This is a genomic window from Curvibacter gracilis ATCC BAA-807 (genome assembly GCF_000518645.1).
Lineage (GTDB): Bacteria > Pseudomonadota > Gammaproteobacteria > Burkholderiales > Burkholderiaceae_C > Curvibacter > Curvibacter gracilis.
On record NZ_KI912466.1, the window covers coordinates 513,387 to 527,158 of the forward strand.

General features: G+C 66.3%; 13 protein-coding genes and 1 pseudogene. 7 read left to right on the forward strand and 7 right to left on the reverse strand.

The window, feature by feature from the left end; translation table 11 throughout:
• Positions 1 to 5: 5 nt before the first annotated feature.
• The 4 genes and pseudogenes from L880_RS36850 to L880_RS0128005 form a co-directional block, all read left to right on the forward strand.
• Positions 6 to 71: pseudogene (locus tag L880_RS36850) on the forward strand (hypothetical protein); the annotation flags it as partial.
• 18 nt (positions 72 to 89) lie between these two features.
• Positions 90 to 248, forward strand: a complete 159-nt coding sequence (locus L880_RS0127995) for a hypothetical protein (protein ID WP_425389215.1) — start codon at positions 90 to 92, stop codon at positions 246 to 248.
• A complete protein-coding gene (gene lysA / locus L880_RS0128000) occupies positions 245 to 1,531 on the forward strand; it encodes a diaminopimelate decarboxylase (RefSeq protein ID WP_027478406.1) in 1,287 nt (428 codons plus the stop codon). The genes L880_RS0127995 and lysA overlap by 4 nt, the downstream gene beginning before the upstream one ends.
• 98 nt (positions 1,532 to 1,629) lie before the next feature.
• Complete coding sequence (locus L880_RS0128005; RefSeq protein WP_027478407.1) at positions 1,630 to 2,457, forward strand: oxygen-binding di-iron domain-containing protein; 828 nt, start codon at positions 1,630 to 1,632, stop codon at positions 2,455 to 2,457.
• A gap of 13 nt (positions 2,458 to 2,470) precedes the next feature.
• On the opposite strand, the gene L880_RS0128010 is transcribed toward L880_RS0128005, so the two are convergent.
• The 5 genes from L880_RS0128010 to L880_RS0128030 form a co-directional block, all read right to left on the reverse strand.
• A complete protein-coding gene (locus tag L880_RS0128010; RefSeq protein ID WP_027478408.1) occupies positions 2,471 to 3,091 on the reverse strand; it encodes a protein-methionine-sulfoxide reductase heme-binding subunit MsrQ in 621 nt (206 codons plus the stop codon).
• A 74-nt stretch (positions 3,092 to 3,165) separates the two neighbouring features.
• Positions 3,166 to 4,170, reverse strand: a complete 1,005-nt coding sequence (msrP, locus tag L880_RS0128015; RefSeq protein WP_027478409.1) for a protein-methionine-sulfoxide reductase catalytic subunit MsrP — start codon at positions 4,168 to 4,170, stop codon at positions 3,166 to 3,168.
• 76 nt (positions 4,171 to 4,246) lie between these two features.
• The gene (gene ccsB / locus L880_RS0128020) at positions 4,247 to 5,593 is read right to left on the reverse strand and encodes a c-type cytochrome biogenesis protein CcsB (RefSeq protein ID WP_027478410.1); all 1,347 of its coding nucleotides are present in this window, start codon (positions 5,591 to 5,593) and stop codon (positions 4,247 to 4,249) included.
• 17 nt (positions 5,594 to 5,610) lie between these two features.
• On the reverse strand, positions 5,611 to 7,806 hold the full coding sequence (locus L880_RS0128025; protein WP_027478411.1) for a cytochrome c biogenesis protein ResB: 2,196 nt from the start codon (positions 7,804 to 7,806) through the stop codon (positions 5,611 to 5,613).
• Between the two features lie 106 nt (positions 7,807 to 7,912).
• Complete coding sequence (locus L880_RS0128030; protein WP_027478412.1) at positions 7,913 to 8,542, reverse strand: c-type cytochrome; 630 nt, start codon at positions 8,540 to 8,542, stop codon at positions 7,913 to 7,915.
• 74 nt (positions 8,543 to 8,616) lie between these two features.
• Here L880_RS0128030 and yihA point away from each other — a divergent pair, with 74 nt between their 5' ends.
• Complete coding sequence (gene yihA, locus L880_RS0128035; protein ID WP_027478413.1) at positions 8,617 to 9,390, forward strand: ribosome biogenesis GTP-binding protein YihA/YsxC; 774 nt, start codon at positions 8,617 to 8,619, stop codon at positions 9,388 to 9,390.
• Between the two features lie 47 nt (positions 9,391 to 9,437).
• Positions 9,438 to 10,355: an alpha/beta fold hydrolase gene (locus tag L880_RS0128040; RefSeq protein ID WP_027478414.1), complete on the forward strand. Its 918-nt coding sequence runs from the start codon at positions 9,438 to 9,440 to the stop codon at positions 10,353 to 10,355.
• Here L880_RS0128040 and L880_RS0128045 read toward each other — a convergent pair.
• On the reverse strand, positions 10,346 to 11,215 hold the full coding sequence (locus L880_RS0128045) for an LpxL/LpxP family acyltransferase (protein ID WP_027478415.1): 870 nt from the start codon (positions 11,213 to 11,215) through the stop codon (positions 10,346 to 10,348). The genes L880_RS0128040 and L880_RS0128045 overlap by 10 nt on opposite strands.
• A gap of 2 nt (positions 11,216 to 11,217) precedes the next feature.
• Positions 11,218 to 12,048 carry a lysophospholipid acyltransferase family protein gene (locus tag L880_RS0128050; RefSeq protein WP_027478416.1) on the reverse strand — a complete coding sequence of 277 codons (831 nt, stop codon included), beginning with the start codon at positions 12,046 to 12,048 and terminating at the stop codon, positions 11,218 to 11,220.
• Positions 12,049 to 12,186: 138 nt separating this feature from the next.
• Between L880_RS0128050 and metK the strand changes: the two genes are divergently transcribed.
• Entirely contained in the window at positions 12,187 to 13,368 is a 1,182-nt protein-coding gene (gene metK, locus L880_RS0128055) for a methionine adenosyltransferase (RefSeq protein WP_019576176.1), read from the forward strand.
• The last annotated feature ends 404 nt before the right edge of the window (positions 13,369 to 13,772 follow it).

Below are 13,772 nucleotides of genomic sequence, written 5' to 3' on the forward strand. Positions count from 1 at the left end.
CGCTGATGTTGAGTCGAATCCAAATTCTAGTCAGGCTGATTGCCCTTGTCGCTGCGGGCGCTTTGTGCGGCTGCGGCCAGCGCGGCCCGTTGTACCTGCCGCAAGACCCGGCTGCCGCCCAGCGGGCCACCCTGCCCCAGGTGCTGACCCCCGACTCGCTGCGCGCCACGACGGATCGCAAGCAGCCCGCGGACGCCACGCCGACCTCCCCGGCCACCCCCCTCACGCCCACCACCACCACACCATGACCCAAGCCCAGTTGCCCGGCCAGCCCCATATTTCGTACCGTGACCAGATCCTGACCGTCGAAGGCGTGGCCAGCCCCGAGCTCGCCCAGCGCTTCGGCACCCCTCTGTTTGTCTACTCCAAGGCCTCCATGCTGGCGGCACTGGCCGCCTACCAGCGCGGCTTTGCCGGTCGCAAGGCGCAGATCTGCTACGCCATGAAGGCCAACTCGTCGCTGGCCATCCTGCAACTCTTTGCCCAGGCCGGCTGCGGTTTCGACATCGTCTCGGGCGGCGAACTGGCCCGGGTGCAGGCCGCGGGCGCCGATGTGTCCAAAGTGATCTTCTCGGGCGTCGGCAAGACCCGCGCCGAAATGCGCCTGGCCCTGCAGGCCGGCATCGGCTGCTTCAACGTCGAAAGCGAGGCCGAACTCGAAGTGCTGAACGCGGTGGCCCTTGAACTGGGCACCACCGCGCCGGTGAGCATCCGCGTCAACCCCAATGTCGACGCCAAGACCCACCCCTACATCTCCACCGGCCTCAAGGGCAACAAGTTCGGCGTGGCGCACGATCGCGCCCTGGCCACCTACCAGCGCGCGGCCAGCCTGCCCGGCCTGAAGGTGGTGGGCATCGACTGCCACATCGGCTCGCAGATCACCCAGGTCGACCCCTACCTGGATGCCATGGACCGTGTGCTTGATCTGGTCGAAGCGATCGAGCGGGCCGGCATTCCCATCCACCACATCGACTTCGGTGGTGGCCTGGGCATCAACTACAACGGCGACACGCCGCCCGAGGCCGATGCCCTGTGGGCCCAATTGCTGGCCAAGCTCGATGCGCGCGGCTTTGGCCAGCGCCAGCTGATGATCGAGCCCGGCCGCTCCCTGGTGGGCAACGCCGGTCTGTGCCTGACCGAAGTGCTCTACCTGAAGCCTGGCGAGCAGAAGAACTTCTGCATCGTCGATGCGGCCATGAACGACCTGCCCCGCCCGGCCATGTACGAGGCCTACCACGCCATCGTGCCCGTCCAGGCTGACGACAGCGCCACCACCACCCCTTACGACGTGGTGGGACCGGTGTGTGAAAGCGGCGACTGGCTTGGCCGTGACCGCACGCTGGCAGTGGCCCAGGGCGACCTGCTGGCGGTGCTGTCCACCGGCGCGTACTGCATGAGCATGTCCAGCAACTACAACACCCGTGGGCGCCTGGCCGAGGTGCTGGTGGACGGCGACCAAGCCCACCTGATCCGCCGGCGTGAGACCGCTGCCGACACCTTCGCGCTGGAAAACCTGCTCCCAAATGGCTGATTTACGCAGATCAAAGGCATTGATGTGCATCAAATCACAGAAATGCCTTTTCCGTACAGTGCAGCTTCCGGCCGTGTCGATGGCCGCAGGGAACAAGCATGCCTTTGGAACTTTACCGTGACGCGGATCACGCCTGCCTGATGTTCACCGACCTCATCGAGGAAGGGGGTCAGGCGGTGCAGGCGAACCAGTTCCTGATCGTGGACGATGGCACGGGCGCCATCATCGACCCAGGTGGCAACCTGGCGTTCAACGAGCTGTTCCTGGGCATGTCCAAGCACTTCCCTCCCAGCAAGCTCAGCTACCTGCTGGCCTCGCACGCCGACCCCGACATCATTGCCTCGCTGGACCGCTGGATGACCTCCACCCGCGCCAAGCTGGTGATCTCGCGCATCTGGGAGCGTTTTGCGCCCCACTTTGCCAAAGTGGGCAAGACTGAAGACCGCGTGATCGGCGTGCCTGACGGCGGCGGCAAGCTGCGCATCGGGCGCCATGAAATGTGGCTGCTGCCCGCGCACTTCATGCATTCCGAGGGCAACTTCCAGTTCTACGACCCGGTCAGCCGCATCCTGTTCACCGGCGATCTGGGCGTGTCACTGACCACCGGCCAGCAGGCCCAGAAGTTCGTCACCGACCTGACGGACCACATCCCCTTGATGGAGGGCTTTCACCGGCGGTACATGGTCTCCAACAAGATCCTGCGTCTGTGGGTGCGCATGGCGCGCCAGCTCGACATCAGCATGCTGGTGCCCCAGCATGGCGCCCCCATCGTGGGCCAGGTGGCGATCAACCAGTTCTTTGACTGGCTGGAGAACCTGATGTGCGGCATCGACCTGTTTGATGACCGCGCCTACCAGTTGCCGACGCTGCAGATCGACCCGCTGCGCGGCGCCCAACCGGCCCTGCGGGCCGTGGGCGGGCATTGATCAGGGACCCGGGCTAAGCAGCACGCCCCACCCGGCGACGCTTGAGCCAGGCCTGCTGCAGGCGCCAGCCCAGCAGCGCTGAAATCACCGCGGCATAGACCGCCACCTCGGCAAAGTTGTGCTTGCCGGCCCGCATCCAGAAGAAATGCAGCAGGCCCAGCAAGGCCACGGCGTACACCAACCGGTGCAGCGCCTGCCAGCGCCGCCCTCCCAGCGCCTTGATGGCGGCATTGAACGAACTCAGGGCCAGGGGCAGCATCAACACACAGGCCGTGAAGCCCACCAGGATGAAGGGCCGCTTCAGGATGTCCCGCCCGATGTCGCCCCACTCCAGGCCCATGTCGAACAGGCTGTAGCAGGCCAGGTGCACCAGGGCGTAGAAAAAGGCGAACAGGCCCAGCAGGCGACGAAAGCGGGCCAGCGCCGGCAAACGCCCGATCACCCGCAGCGGCGTCACCGCCAGCACCCCGCACAGCAGGCGCAGGGTCCAGTCGCCCGTGGCGCGGATCAGGGCCTCGGCCGGGTTGGCACCCAGGCCATCGGTGGCGGTCAGCGCCACCAGCCAGGCCAGGGGCAGCAACAACAGCACCCAGGCCACAGGCTTGGCCCAGGCCGACAGCAAGGCCGCCGACAGGCTGGCACGCACACCGGCCGGCCCGGCAGCCCGGCCGGTCGGAGCAGAGGAGGCAGAACGCATGGCGGCAGCGCTCAGTAGAACTTCTTCAGGTCCATGCCGGCATACAGGGACGCCACCTGGGCCTCGTAGCCATTGAACTTGAGGGTCTTGCGCTTCTTGGCAAACAAGCCGTCCTCACCGATGCGGCGCTCGGTGGCCTGGCTCCAGCGCGGGTGGTCCACCTCGGGGTTCACATTGGAGTAGAAGCCGTACTCGTTGGCTGCGGCCTTGTTCCAGGCCGTGCCCGGTTCCTTGTCGGTGAAGCGGATGCGCACCAGGCTCTTGGCGCTCTTGAAACCGTATTTCCAGGGCACCACCAGGCGCACCGGGGCCCCGTTCTGCTTGGGCAACACCTCACCGTACATGCCGAACGACAGCAGGGTCAGCGGGTGCATGGCTTCGTCCATGCGCAAGCCTTCGACATACGGCCAGTCCAGGATGCGCGAGCCCACGAAGGGCATGGTCTTGGGATCGGCCAGGGTATGGAACTCCACGTACTTGGCGCTGCCCAGGGGCTCCACGCGGCGGATCAGCTCGGCCAGCGAATAACCCACCCAGGGGATCACCATCGACCAGCCCTCCACACAGCGCAGGCGGTAGATGCGCTCTTCCTGGGCGCTGAGCTTGATCAGGTCTTCCAGGTTGATGGGGCCCGGCTTCTTGACGAGGCCGTCGATCTCCACCCGCCAGGGCGAGGTCACCAGGGTGTGGGCATTGCGCGCCGGGTCGGCCTTGTCGGTGCCGAACTCGTAGTAGTTGTTGTAGCCGCTGGCGTCCTTGTAATCGGTCACCTTGTCCATCGTCATGGCACCGGCCACGGCCGACTTGGCGCCCGCCAGTGCCGGCAGCTTGCCCGGGTGGGCGTAGGGCGCGGCCTGGGCCAGCGCGTCGCGGGCGGCCCAACTGCCCAGGGCGGTGCCGGCGCCGGCCAGGGCCAGTTGCCGCAGCCACTGACGGCGACCGGCATAGACGGAAGCGGGGGTGATTTCGCTGGCGACCGGGTGTTGGAAACCGTCGTCGCGCGTCTTGATCAGCATGGAAGCTCCTTGAAGTTATGCGTTGGTCGGAGTACGAGCCGCATTCTTTCAAGGATTCGCGAAATTCACCGAAAGTTCACAATGTCCCGTAACTGTGAAGGCCACTGAGGAACATGTTGACACCCAGGAAGGCGAAGGTGGTCACCACCAGCCCGCCCAGGGCCCACCAGGCCGACAGCGTGCCGCGCAGCCCCTTCATGAGCCGCATGTGCAGCCAGGCCGCGTAGTTCAGCCAGACGATCAGGGCCCAGGTTTCCTTCGGGTCCCAGCTCCAGTAGCCGCCCCAGGCCTCGGCGGCCCACAAGGCGCCCAGCACGGTGGCGATGGTGAAGAAGGCAAAGCCCACGGCGATCGCCTTGTACATCACGTCGTCCAGCACCTCCAGCGGCGGCAGACGGCGCGCAATGCGCTCGCGGGCGAACAGAATGCCCGCCACCACCAGCGCCGAGATCGCAAAGTACACCACCCAGTAGCTGCCGCCGGCCTCATTCGTGCTGCGGCGGAACACCATGGGCTCGAAGCACAGAACAATGCCCAGCAGCCACAGCGGGGTCAGCTTGTACCAGCGCTTCTCGCCCGCCTGCTGCTTGATCAGGTAGGCAAAGGCCACCATGGCCGACAAGGCAAAGGTGCCGTAGCCGATGAAATTGGCCGGCACATGCAGTTTCATCCACCAGCTTTTCAGGGCCGGCACCAGGGGCTGGATCTCATGCGCCTCGCGCACCACCGTGTACCACAGCAGAAAACCCACGGCCGCGCTCACCACCAGCATCACAAAAGCACCCAGGGCCCGGGTCTTGTACTGGGCCTCGAAGTAGAGGTAGAACACCGTGGTGATCCAGCAGAACAGCACGAACACCTCGTACAGATTGCTGACCGGGATGTGCCCGATGTCAGCCCCCAGCAGGTAGCTTTCATACCAGCGCACCATGGTGCCCGTCAGGGCCATCACCACCGACGCCCAGGCCAGGCGCGAGCCCGTCAGCTCCATGGTGGCCCCATGCGGGCCACCGACCAGGCCCAGCCAGTAAAAGATGGTGCTCATGAAGACCAGCATGCTCATCCACAGGATGGCCGACTGGCTTGACAGGAAGTACTTGAGCCAGAACACCGTGTCCGCCCGCGCCAGCGTGGGCGCCTCGCCACTCGCGTGGTAGGACGAGATGGCCAGCAGGCTCAAGCCCGCCACGCCCACCATCAACACGGCCAGCGGACGCCAGAACCAGCCCAGCCAGATCGCGGCCGGCACGGCGGCGATCAGGATGCCGGTTTCATAGACATCCATGGCCTGCCCGTACATCGACAGGGTGGCGCCCCCGGCGGCCAGCACCAGGGCGGCAAACAGCCAGTCCAGCCAGGATCGGCGTGAAAAAAACCCTTCGCTCAGGGTGATGCTCGTCGTGGGACGGGTCGCGGTGTTCATGGGGTCGACTCCGGGGTTCAGTTCGGGGCGGGTCCCTCGGCAGCGTCACGCGACGCGGGTGCCAGGCCCAGCAGCTTGATTTTCAGGTGTTCGAATTCACGGTCGCCATCCATGGTCTTGCGGTTGCTGGACAAGGCCATCGTGGCACGGGTGCCGCCAGACTCGGGGCGCACCCAGATCCAGACACGGCGTTCGCGCACGTACAGCATGGCAAAGACCCCCAGAATCAGCAAGGCGCAGCCCAGATAGACCACCGTCTTGCCAGGGGCACGCGCCACCTGGAACACGCTGGCCTGCACCTGGGTGAAGTCTTTCAACACAAAGGTCAGCGGCACCGGGTAGGCCTGCACGTCGCTGAGCGACAGCACGGCCTGGGTCATGAAGGCCTGGGTCTTGGCCTCGTTGGGCCAGGGTTTCAGGCCGGCCTGCTCGCGGCTCAGTTGCTCCAGCTGGAACAGCACCCCGTTGAGGATGCGGATCAGCACCTCGCCCGCGCGGGGGCGCTCGGCCTCGGGCACATTGGACTCGATGAAATCGGCCACCGCCTGCAAACCACCCGCGGGGCGATCCGAACCCTTGGCCGCGGCCGGGTTGCCGGCAAACAGATCCAGGGCCCGGCTGGCCGAGGCCTGCAGCTGGCGGGCCAGCTCCGGTTTGCTGGGGTCGATGGCCAGGGCCACATAGCGGGCCACGGCCTGCTCGCGCAGTTTGGGCTGGCCCAGGGCCTTGCGCAGGCGCAAAAAGCTGTCCATGCCACCTTGGTCATCCACCGGCACCCGCAGGTAGCGGAACGGTTCGGCTGGCGTCTCGCGCATGCCCAGCAGCATCACCGGCGCGCCACCGTCGCCCATGTCGACCGGCAGCATGTAATTGTGGAACTCGCGGGCCTGGCCGGCCGCGTCACGCAGCTTGTAGGTGATGCTGGGGCCCACGTTGCGCAGCTCCTTCTTGGTCATCACCTTGTTGGCCGCCCCCAGACGGGCCTCCACCGAGTCGCGCAGATCAACCTTGCGCACATCCACGCCCGAACCTGAAGGCCCGCCCTGGCCGGCAAAGTTTTCCACGTTGATCACGCGCAGCGCGCTGAACTCGAGGTTGAACTTCTCGCCGGTCTGGCTGCGGGTCAGGCCGGTGCTGCCGCCGATCACGCCCTCGACCTCGAAGCGCGCGCCGTCTGAGTCCAGCGGCAAGGCCTGCAGGCGCACCTTGGAGCCGCCGTCGTCAAAGCTCGATTGGTAGATCTCGATGCCGTGGTAGTTGACGGGGTGGTTCACCTCCACCCGCGCCTCGGTCAGCGCACCGGTGGCCTTGTCGTGGATCACGATCTCGCTGGCAAACAGCTTGGGCATGCCGGTGGAGTAGTGCTCGACGATGAATTTCTTGAGCTCCACCGCAAACGGCAGCTCCTGCAGCAGCACGCCATCCGACTGGTTCAGGATGGCGGTGCTCGACTGCGTGCCCTCGGCCACCATCAGGTTGCCGCGGAAGGTGGGGTTGTTTTCGCTCAGGCGGTGACGGGCGGGCACGTCGGCAATCAGGCCGGCACCGGCGTAAGGCGCCTTGCCGTTGAACCACATCTGGGCGCGCACGATCAGGTCGCCGTCCAGCAAGCCGCCCAGGCAGATCAGCACGATGGCCGAGTGCGCGGCGATGTAGCCCAGCTTGTTGGCCGCCCCCGCCTTGGCCGCCACCATCCAGCCGGTGCCGGGGCCTGCAGCGGTGTCACGCGGTTGCAGGCGCACCTTCCAGCCGCCCTGCACCAGGCCCTCGCCCAGGCGCCGGGCCAGCCCCTCGGGGGCTTCAGAGAAATCGGCCTCGGCATGCTGGCCGAAGGCGCGCAGGCTCTGCTCGCGGATGTTTTCCTTGAAGGTCTTCAGGTCGACCAGGATCTTGGGGGTGTTGCGGGCGATGCACAGCGAGGTGCTGACCACCAGAAAGCCCAGGATCAGCAAAAACCACCAGGCGCTGTACACCGAGTAGAGGTGCAGCTCGCCAAACAACTGGGCCCAGAAGGGGCCGAACTGGTTCACATAGTTGACCGCCGGCTGGTTCTGCTGCAGCACGGTGCCGATGACCGAAGCAATGCAGATGACGGTCAACAGCGAGATGGCAAAGCGCATCGACGACAGCAGGTCCACCAGCACCTTGAGGCGCTCGGGGCGGCTGCGCGGGGGCTGCGCCTGCGGGCCGGTTTCAGCAAGGGGAAGAGACATGGTGTCGCCAGGGCCTGATGCAAACAAAAAGGGCGGGCCGCAGATGAGGCCCGCCCTGCTGAGGGAGAGAAAACGGGCAGAGGTTCCGTGAACCTCAGCCCGAGGATCAATGCAGGCCGGCGATGTAGTCGGCCACGGCCTTGATTTCGCGGTCGTTGAGCTTGGCAGCCACACCCGTCATCTGGATGCTGTTCTTGCGCACACCGTCGCGGAAGGCGGTCAGCTGGGCTGCGGTGTATTCGGCCTGCTGGCCTGCCAGGCGCGGGTACTGGGCCGGGATGCCGGCGCCGTTCGGGCTGTGGCAGCCGGCGCAGGCAGCGATCTGACGGTCGGCGATGCCGCCGCGGTAGATGCGCTCACCCAGGGTGACCAGGTCTTTTTCCTTGGCAAAGCCGGGCTTGGCCTTGTTCTTGGAGACCCAGGCGGCGATGTTCTTCATGTCGTCGTCGCTGAGCGCAGCGACCATGCCGCTCATGACGGCGTTGGCACGCTGACCGGACTTGAACTCACGCAGTTGCTTGACCAGGTAGTCGGGGTGCTGTTGCGCCAGCTTCGGGTAGGCCGGGGTGCCCGAGTTGCCATCAGCCCCGTGGCAGGCGGCGCAGGTGGCAAAGCTTGCCTCGCCCTTGACCAGATCAGGCTTGGCCGCTGCAGCGGGTTTTTCTTCAGCAGCACAGGCCGAAAAAGCGGAGGCGGCCAGCACGGCGGCGCTGAGCAAAGTAGCGATCAACTTCATATCGTGGCTCAATGATGTTAGGGGCGCAAAACCACTCGATTCTACAATGAGGCTTCAGGAATACTTCCATTTTGATGACAAACCGCTCCACATCCGCCCCGGCCAAGGCCGCCCGTCCCTCTGCGCCGACCCCCTCCACCGAGGCCAAGGCGGCCCTGGGCTGGATGCACACGGCCCGCTTTCTGACCACCGCTGCCCAATTGCACCACCTGCCGCCGCTGCAGGTGCCTGAAATCGCTTTCGTGGGCCGCTCCAACGCCGGCAAGTCCACCTGCATCAACACCTTGACGCAGCAAAAGCAACTGGCCTTCGCCTCCAAGAAGCCTGGCCGCACCCAGCACATCAACCTGTTCTCCCTCGGGCGCCAGGGTGAGACCGATGCCGTGCTGGCCGACCTGCCCGGCTACGGCTACGCCGCCGTGCCCAAGGACGACAAGATCCGCTGGCAGCGCGTGATGGCCAACTACCTGGTCAGCCGCGAGAACCTCAAGGGCATCGTGATGATGTGCGACCCGCGCCTGGGCCTGACCGAGCTGGACGAAACCCTGCTCGAAGTCATCCGCCCGCGCGTCGAAGAGGGCCTGAAATTCCTGGTGCTGCTGACCAAGGCCGACAAGCTGACCCGCTCCGAAGGCGCCAAGGCGCTGTCGATTGCGCGACTGAACGCGGGCGGCGGCGAGGTGAAACTCTTCTCCGCGCTCAAGCGCATCGGCATCGAAGACACCGCACACCTGCTGTGGCAGTGGACCCACCCCCCGGTGGCCGCCACTGATCTGGCAGACGCCACGCCCGAACCTGCCGCCGAGCCCCCAGCCGACACCCCGCCCGCCGAGCCCGAAGTGGACTGAGCACCGGGCCAGGCCAGGGGCCCCCATCGCCCCAGGAGCCTTCGCCCATGATCGACACCTTTGAACACGCCCTGCCGCATGGCATCACCCTGAGCTGCCGGGCTGCCGGCCCGGTCGGCGCGCCCGTGCTGCTGTTTCTGCACGGATTCCCTGAAGCCGCCTTTGTCTGGGACCCGCTGCTGCTGCACTTCTCACGCCCCGAGAACGGCGGCTGGCGCTGCGTGGCACCCAACCTGCGCGGCTACGAACAGTCCAGCCGCCCGCCCGAAGTCGAAGCCTACAAGGCCCGCCTGCTGGTGCAGGATCTGCAGGCGCTGATCGCCCTCGAATCACCCAAGGCGCCGCTCGGCGCCCTGGTGGCCCACGACTGGGGCGGCGCCGTGGCCTGGAGCCTGGCCAACCAGCACCCCGAACTGATGCAGCGCCTGGTGATCATCAACTCGCCCCACCCCGGCGCCTTTGTGCGCGAGCTGCGCCACAACCCGGCCCAGCTGGCGGCCAGCGCCTACATGAACTTTCTGATCCAGCCCGGGGCCGAAGAGCGCCTGGCCGAAGATGACTTCGCGCGCCTGTGGGGCTTCTTTCAGCGCTTTGGCGCCCAGGGCGAACCGACCTGGCTCAGTGAAGACGTCAAGAACCAGTACCGCACGGTGTGGCGCACCAGCCTGCGCGGCGGCTGCAACTACTACCGGGCCTCACCGCTGCGCCCAGGCGATGCCCACCACCCCGGTGCCGCCGCCCTGGAGCTGCCCGACAGCATGCTGCAGGTGAGCTGCCCCACCCAGGTGCTGTGGGGCCTGGGCGACCACGCCCTGCTGCCCGGCCTGCTCGACGGCCTGGACGCCTGGGTGCCTCGGCTGCAGGTGCGCCGGCATGACACCGCCAGCCACTGGATCGTGCACGAAGACCCGGCCTGGGTCATGCAGCAGATCCAGGGCTTTCTCGCCGCCCCAATTCAGCCGTAGACCGACGGTTCGCCCGGTGGGCGGGTCTTGAAGCGCTTGTGCACCCAGTAATACTGGTCGGGCATGGTGTCGATCCAGCCCTGCAGGCGCTGGTTCATGAGGGCCGTGTCGGCCTCCACATCCTCGGTCGGGAAGTTCTGCCAGGCCGGCATCACCTCCACCTCGTAGCCCTCGGGCGTGATGCGCGACACCACCGGCACCACCTTGGCCCGCCCCAAACGGGCAAAGCGCGACAGGCTGGGCACCGTGGCCGCTAGGTGCCCGTAAAACGGCACGAAGATCGACTCTTCGGGGCCGAAATTCATGTCGGGCAGCAGGTACAGGGCCCCGCCCTTGCGCAGCGTGTTGATGATGGGCTTGACGCCATCGAAGCGACTCAGCATGGTCACCTCGCCGAAACGTGAGCGCCCGGCCTTCATCCAGGCGTCCACCGCCGGGCTGGGCTGGGGCGTGAAGATCGAGGTGAACACCCGGTCCACGTTCATCGACAGCGCCATGCCGCCGGCTTCCAGACCGAAGAAATGGGGCGAAAAGATGATCGTGGGCGTGTCGCCCTCGAACTCCTGCCACGGCCCCACCAGGCGGATGCGACGCGCCAGCACCTCGCGCGGCGCGTGCCAGAGCCAGCCCCGGTCCAGCCACGACTGCGCAAAGTGGATGAAGGCCTGCCGCGTCCAGGCCTTGCGCTGGGCCAGCGGCACCTCCGGGAAGCACAGCTTCAGGTTCACCGCCACCACGTGCCGCCGCGGCACGGCCAGCCCATAGAGCACCCAGCCCAAAGCCACGCCCAGGCCCCGCACCCAGGACAGGGGCAGGTGGGCCATCAGCCGCATGAATGCAATTCCGAACCGACTCCACATGCTCAAGACTCTCCGCGCGGCTGCTTGTAGCGCGCATAACCCCAAAGGTACTGGGCCGGGCAGGCCCGGATCATCTGCTCCATCTCGGCATTGATCTGGGTCACCGCCTGCGTCATGTCAGCCGCCAGCGGCGTCTGCATCTCGTGCACATGGATGCGCACCCCCCGCCCCCACGACAGGCGCTCGCTCCAGGCCAGCAGCACGGTGGCCCCGGTCTGCTGCACCAGGCGCACGGCCAGGGTCATGGTGTAGGCGGGCTGGCCAAAGAACGACGCCCACACCCCCATGCCCTCGGGCGGCACCTGGTCGGGCAGCAGGCCCACGGCCCGCCCCTGGCGCAGCGCCTTGATCAGTTGCCGCACGCCGGCCAAGGTGGTGGGCACGGCCTGCAGCCCCGGTCGCTCACGCACCGAGGCCATGGTGTGGGCCAGCCAGGCCTGCCGCGCCGGCCGGTACAGGATGGTCATGGGGCCGTAGCGCTCGGCATAGTCGCGCGCCAGGGCCTGCGGCGACAACTCGAAGCAGCCCATGTGCGGCGTCAAAAACACCACCCCGCGCCCGGAGGCCAGGGCCCGTTCGATGCAACCGTTGTCCGCCCACACCGAGGGCAGGGGCCGCCCCAGCCACAGGCGCGGCAGCTCGGCGACCATGCGCCCACCATGACCCACCGCCGCGACCACATCGCGCAGGCTCACGCCTGCCAGGGCGGCATTGGCGAGAAAGCGCCGGCGGTAGGAGGGCGAAGCCAGGAAGGCCAGCCAACCCAGCAGCCAGCCCATGACCTGGAGCAACCCCAGGGGAAACAGGGCAAAGACCCTGAACAACGAGAGCATGAGATGGGTAGAATAAACGGGTCGCTGAGTTAAATGAGCAACTTGCAGGGCGACGTTAAACACAACTGCTAAAGCGTTCGCCAAAGCTCCCGAGTCCGAGGCAACGCCCCCAGAACTTGAAACGTGGAGTTTATTCAAATGGCGAACGATTTTCTTTTCACCTCAGAATCCGTCTCTGAAGGTCACCCCGACAAGGTGGCCGACCAGATCTCCGACGCGATCCTCGATGCCATCTTCAAGCAAGACCCGCGCAGCCGCGTGGCCGCCGAAACCCTGACCAACACCGGTCTGGTCGTGCTGGCGGGTGAAATCACCACCAACGCGCACGTCGACTACATCCAGGTGGCGCGCGACACCATCAAGCGCATCGGCTACGACAACACCGAGTACGGCATCGACTACAAGGGCTGCGCCGTGCTGGTGGCCTACGACAAGCAGAGCAACGACATCGCCCAGGGCGTGGACCAGGCCAGCGACGACCACCTGAACACCGGCGCCGGTGACCAGGGCCTGATGTTCGGCTACGCCTGCGACGAAACGCCCGAGCTGATGCCCGCCCCCATCTACTACGCCCACCGCCTGGTCGAGCGCCAGGCCCAGCTGCGCAAGGACGGCCGCCTTCCCTTCCTGCGCCCCGACGCCAAGAGCCAGGTCACGATGCGCTATGTGGACGGCAAGCCGCACAGCATCGACACCGTGGTGCTGTCCACCCAGCACAGCCCCGACCAGAGCGAAACCGCCAAGAAGATGAAGGCCAGCTTCACCGAAGCCATCATCGAAGAGATCATCAAGCCCGTGCTGCCCAAAGAGTGGCTGCAGGACACCAAGTACCTGATCAACCCCACCGGCCGCTTTGTGATTGGCGGCCCGCAAGGGGATTGCGGCCTGACCGGGCGCAAGATCATCGTCGACACCTACGGCGGCGCCTGCCCGCACGGCGGTGGCGCCTTCTCGGGCAAGGACCCGACCAAGGTCGATCGCTCGGCCGCCTACGCCGCCCGCTACGTGGCCAAGAACATCGTGGCCGCCGGCCTGGCCCGCCAGTGCCAGATCCAGGTCGCCTACGCCATCGGCGTGGCCCGCCCCATGAACGTGACCGTGTACACCGAAGGCACCGGCGTCATCCCTGACGACCAGATCGCCCGCCTGGTGCAAGAGCACTTCGACCTGCGCCCCAAGGGCATCATCCAGATGCTCGACCTGCTGCGCCCCATCTACGAAAAAACCGCCGCCTACGGCCACTTCGGCCGAGAAGAACCCGAGTTCACGTGGGAAAGAACGGACAAGGCTGCAGCGCTGCGTGCAGCGGCTGGCCTGTAAGGCCAGCATTTGCCGCAGGCAAATCTGTAGCCTTGCGGCGCAGGCTCATGTCGGCTTTGCCGACGTGAAGGCGCGAAGCGGCTGTGCCGAAGCCATAAAGCTGCCGCCCTGCGGGCGGCAGCCGGGCTGTCAACCCGCCGCGCGCAAGCGCGGCATCCGTTCTCGGGCGAAGCCCCTACCGCCCCTGCAATGTGAGCACAGCCCCTCTGAAGACCCATCGTCACACAATGGGTACAAAGCCATTCGTAACCCTACGTATCCCTCGACAAGCCAGCCGTGAGACAATTCGCGCCGCTTTGGCGCAGCCGGTCGGCTGCAATCGACCGGGCCAGGGGTTACCGGCCAACGCCAGCCGCCCCAATCACCCAAGGCAATCCTGACCCGGCCTGCCGCGCCCGACGGCG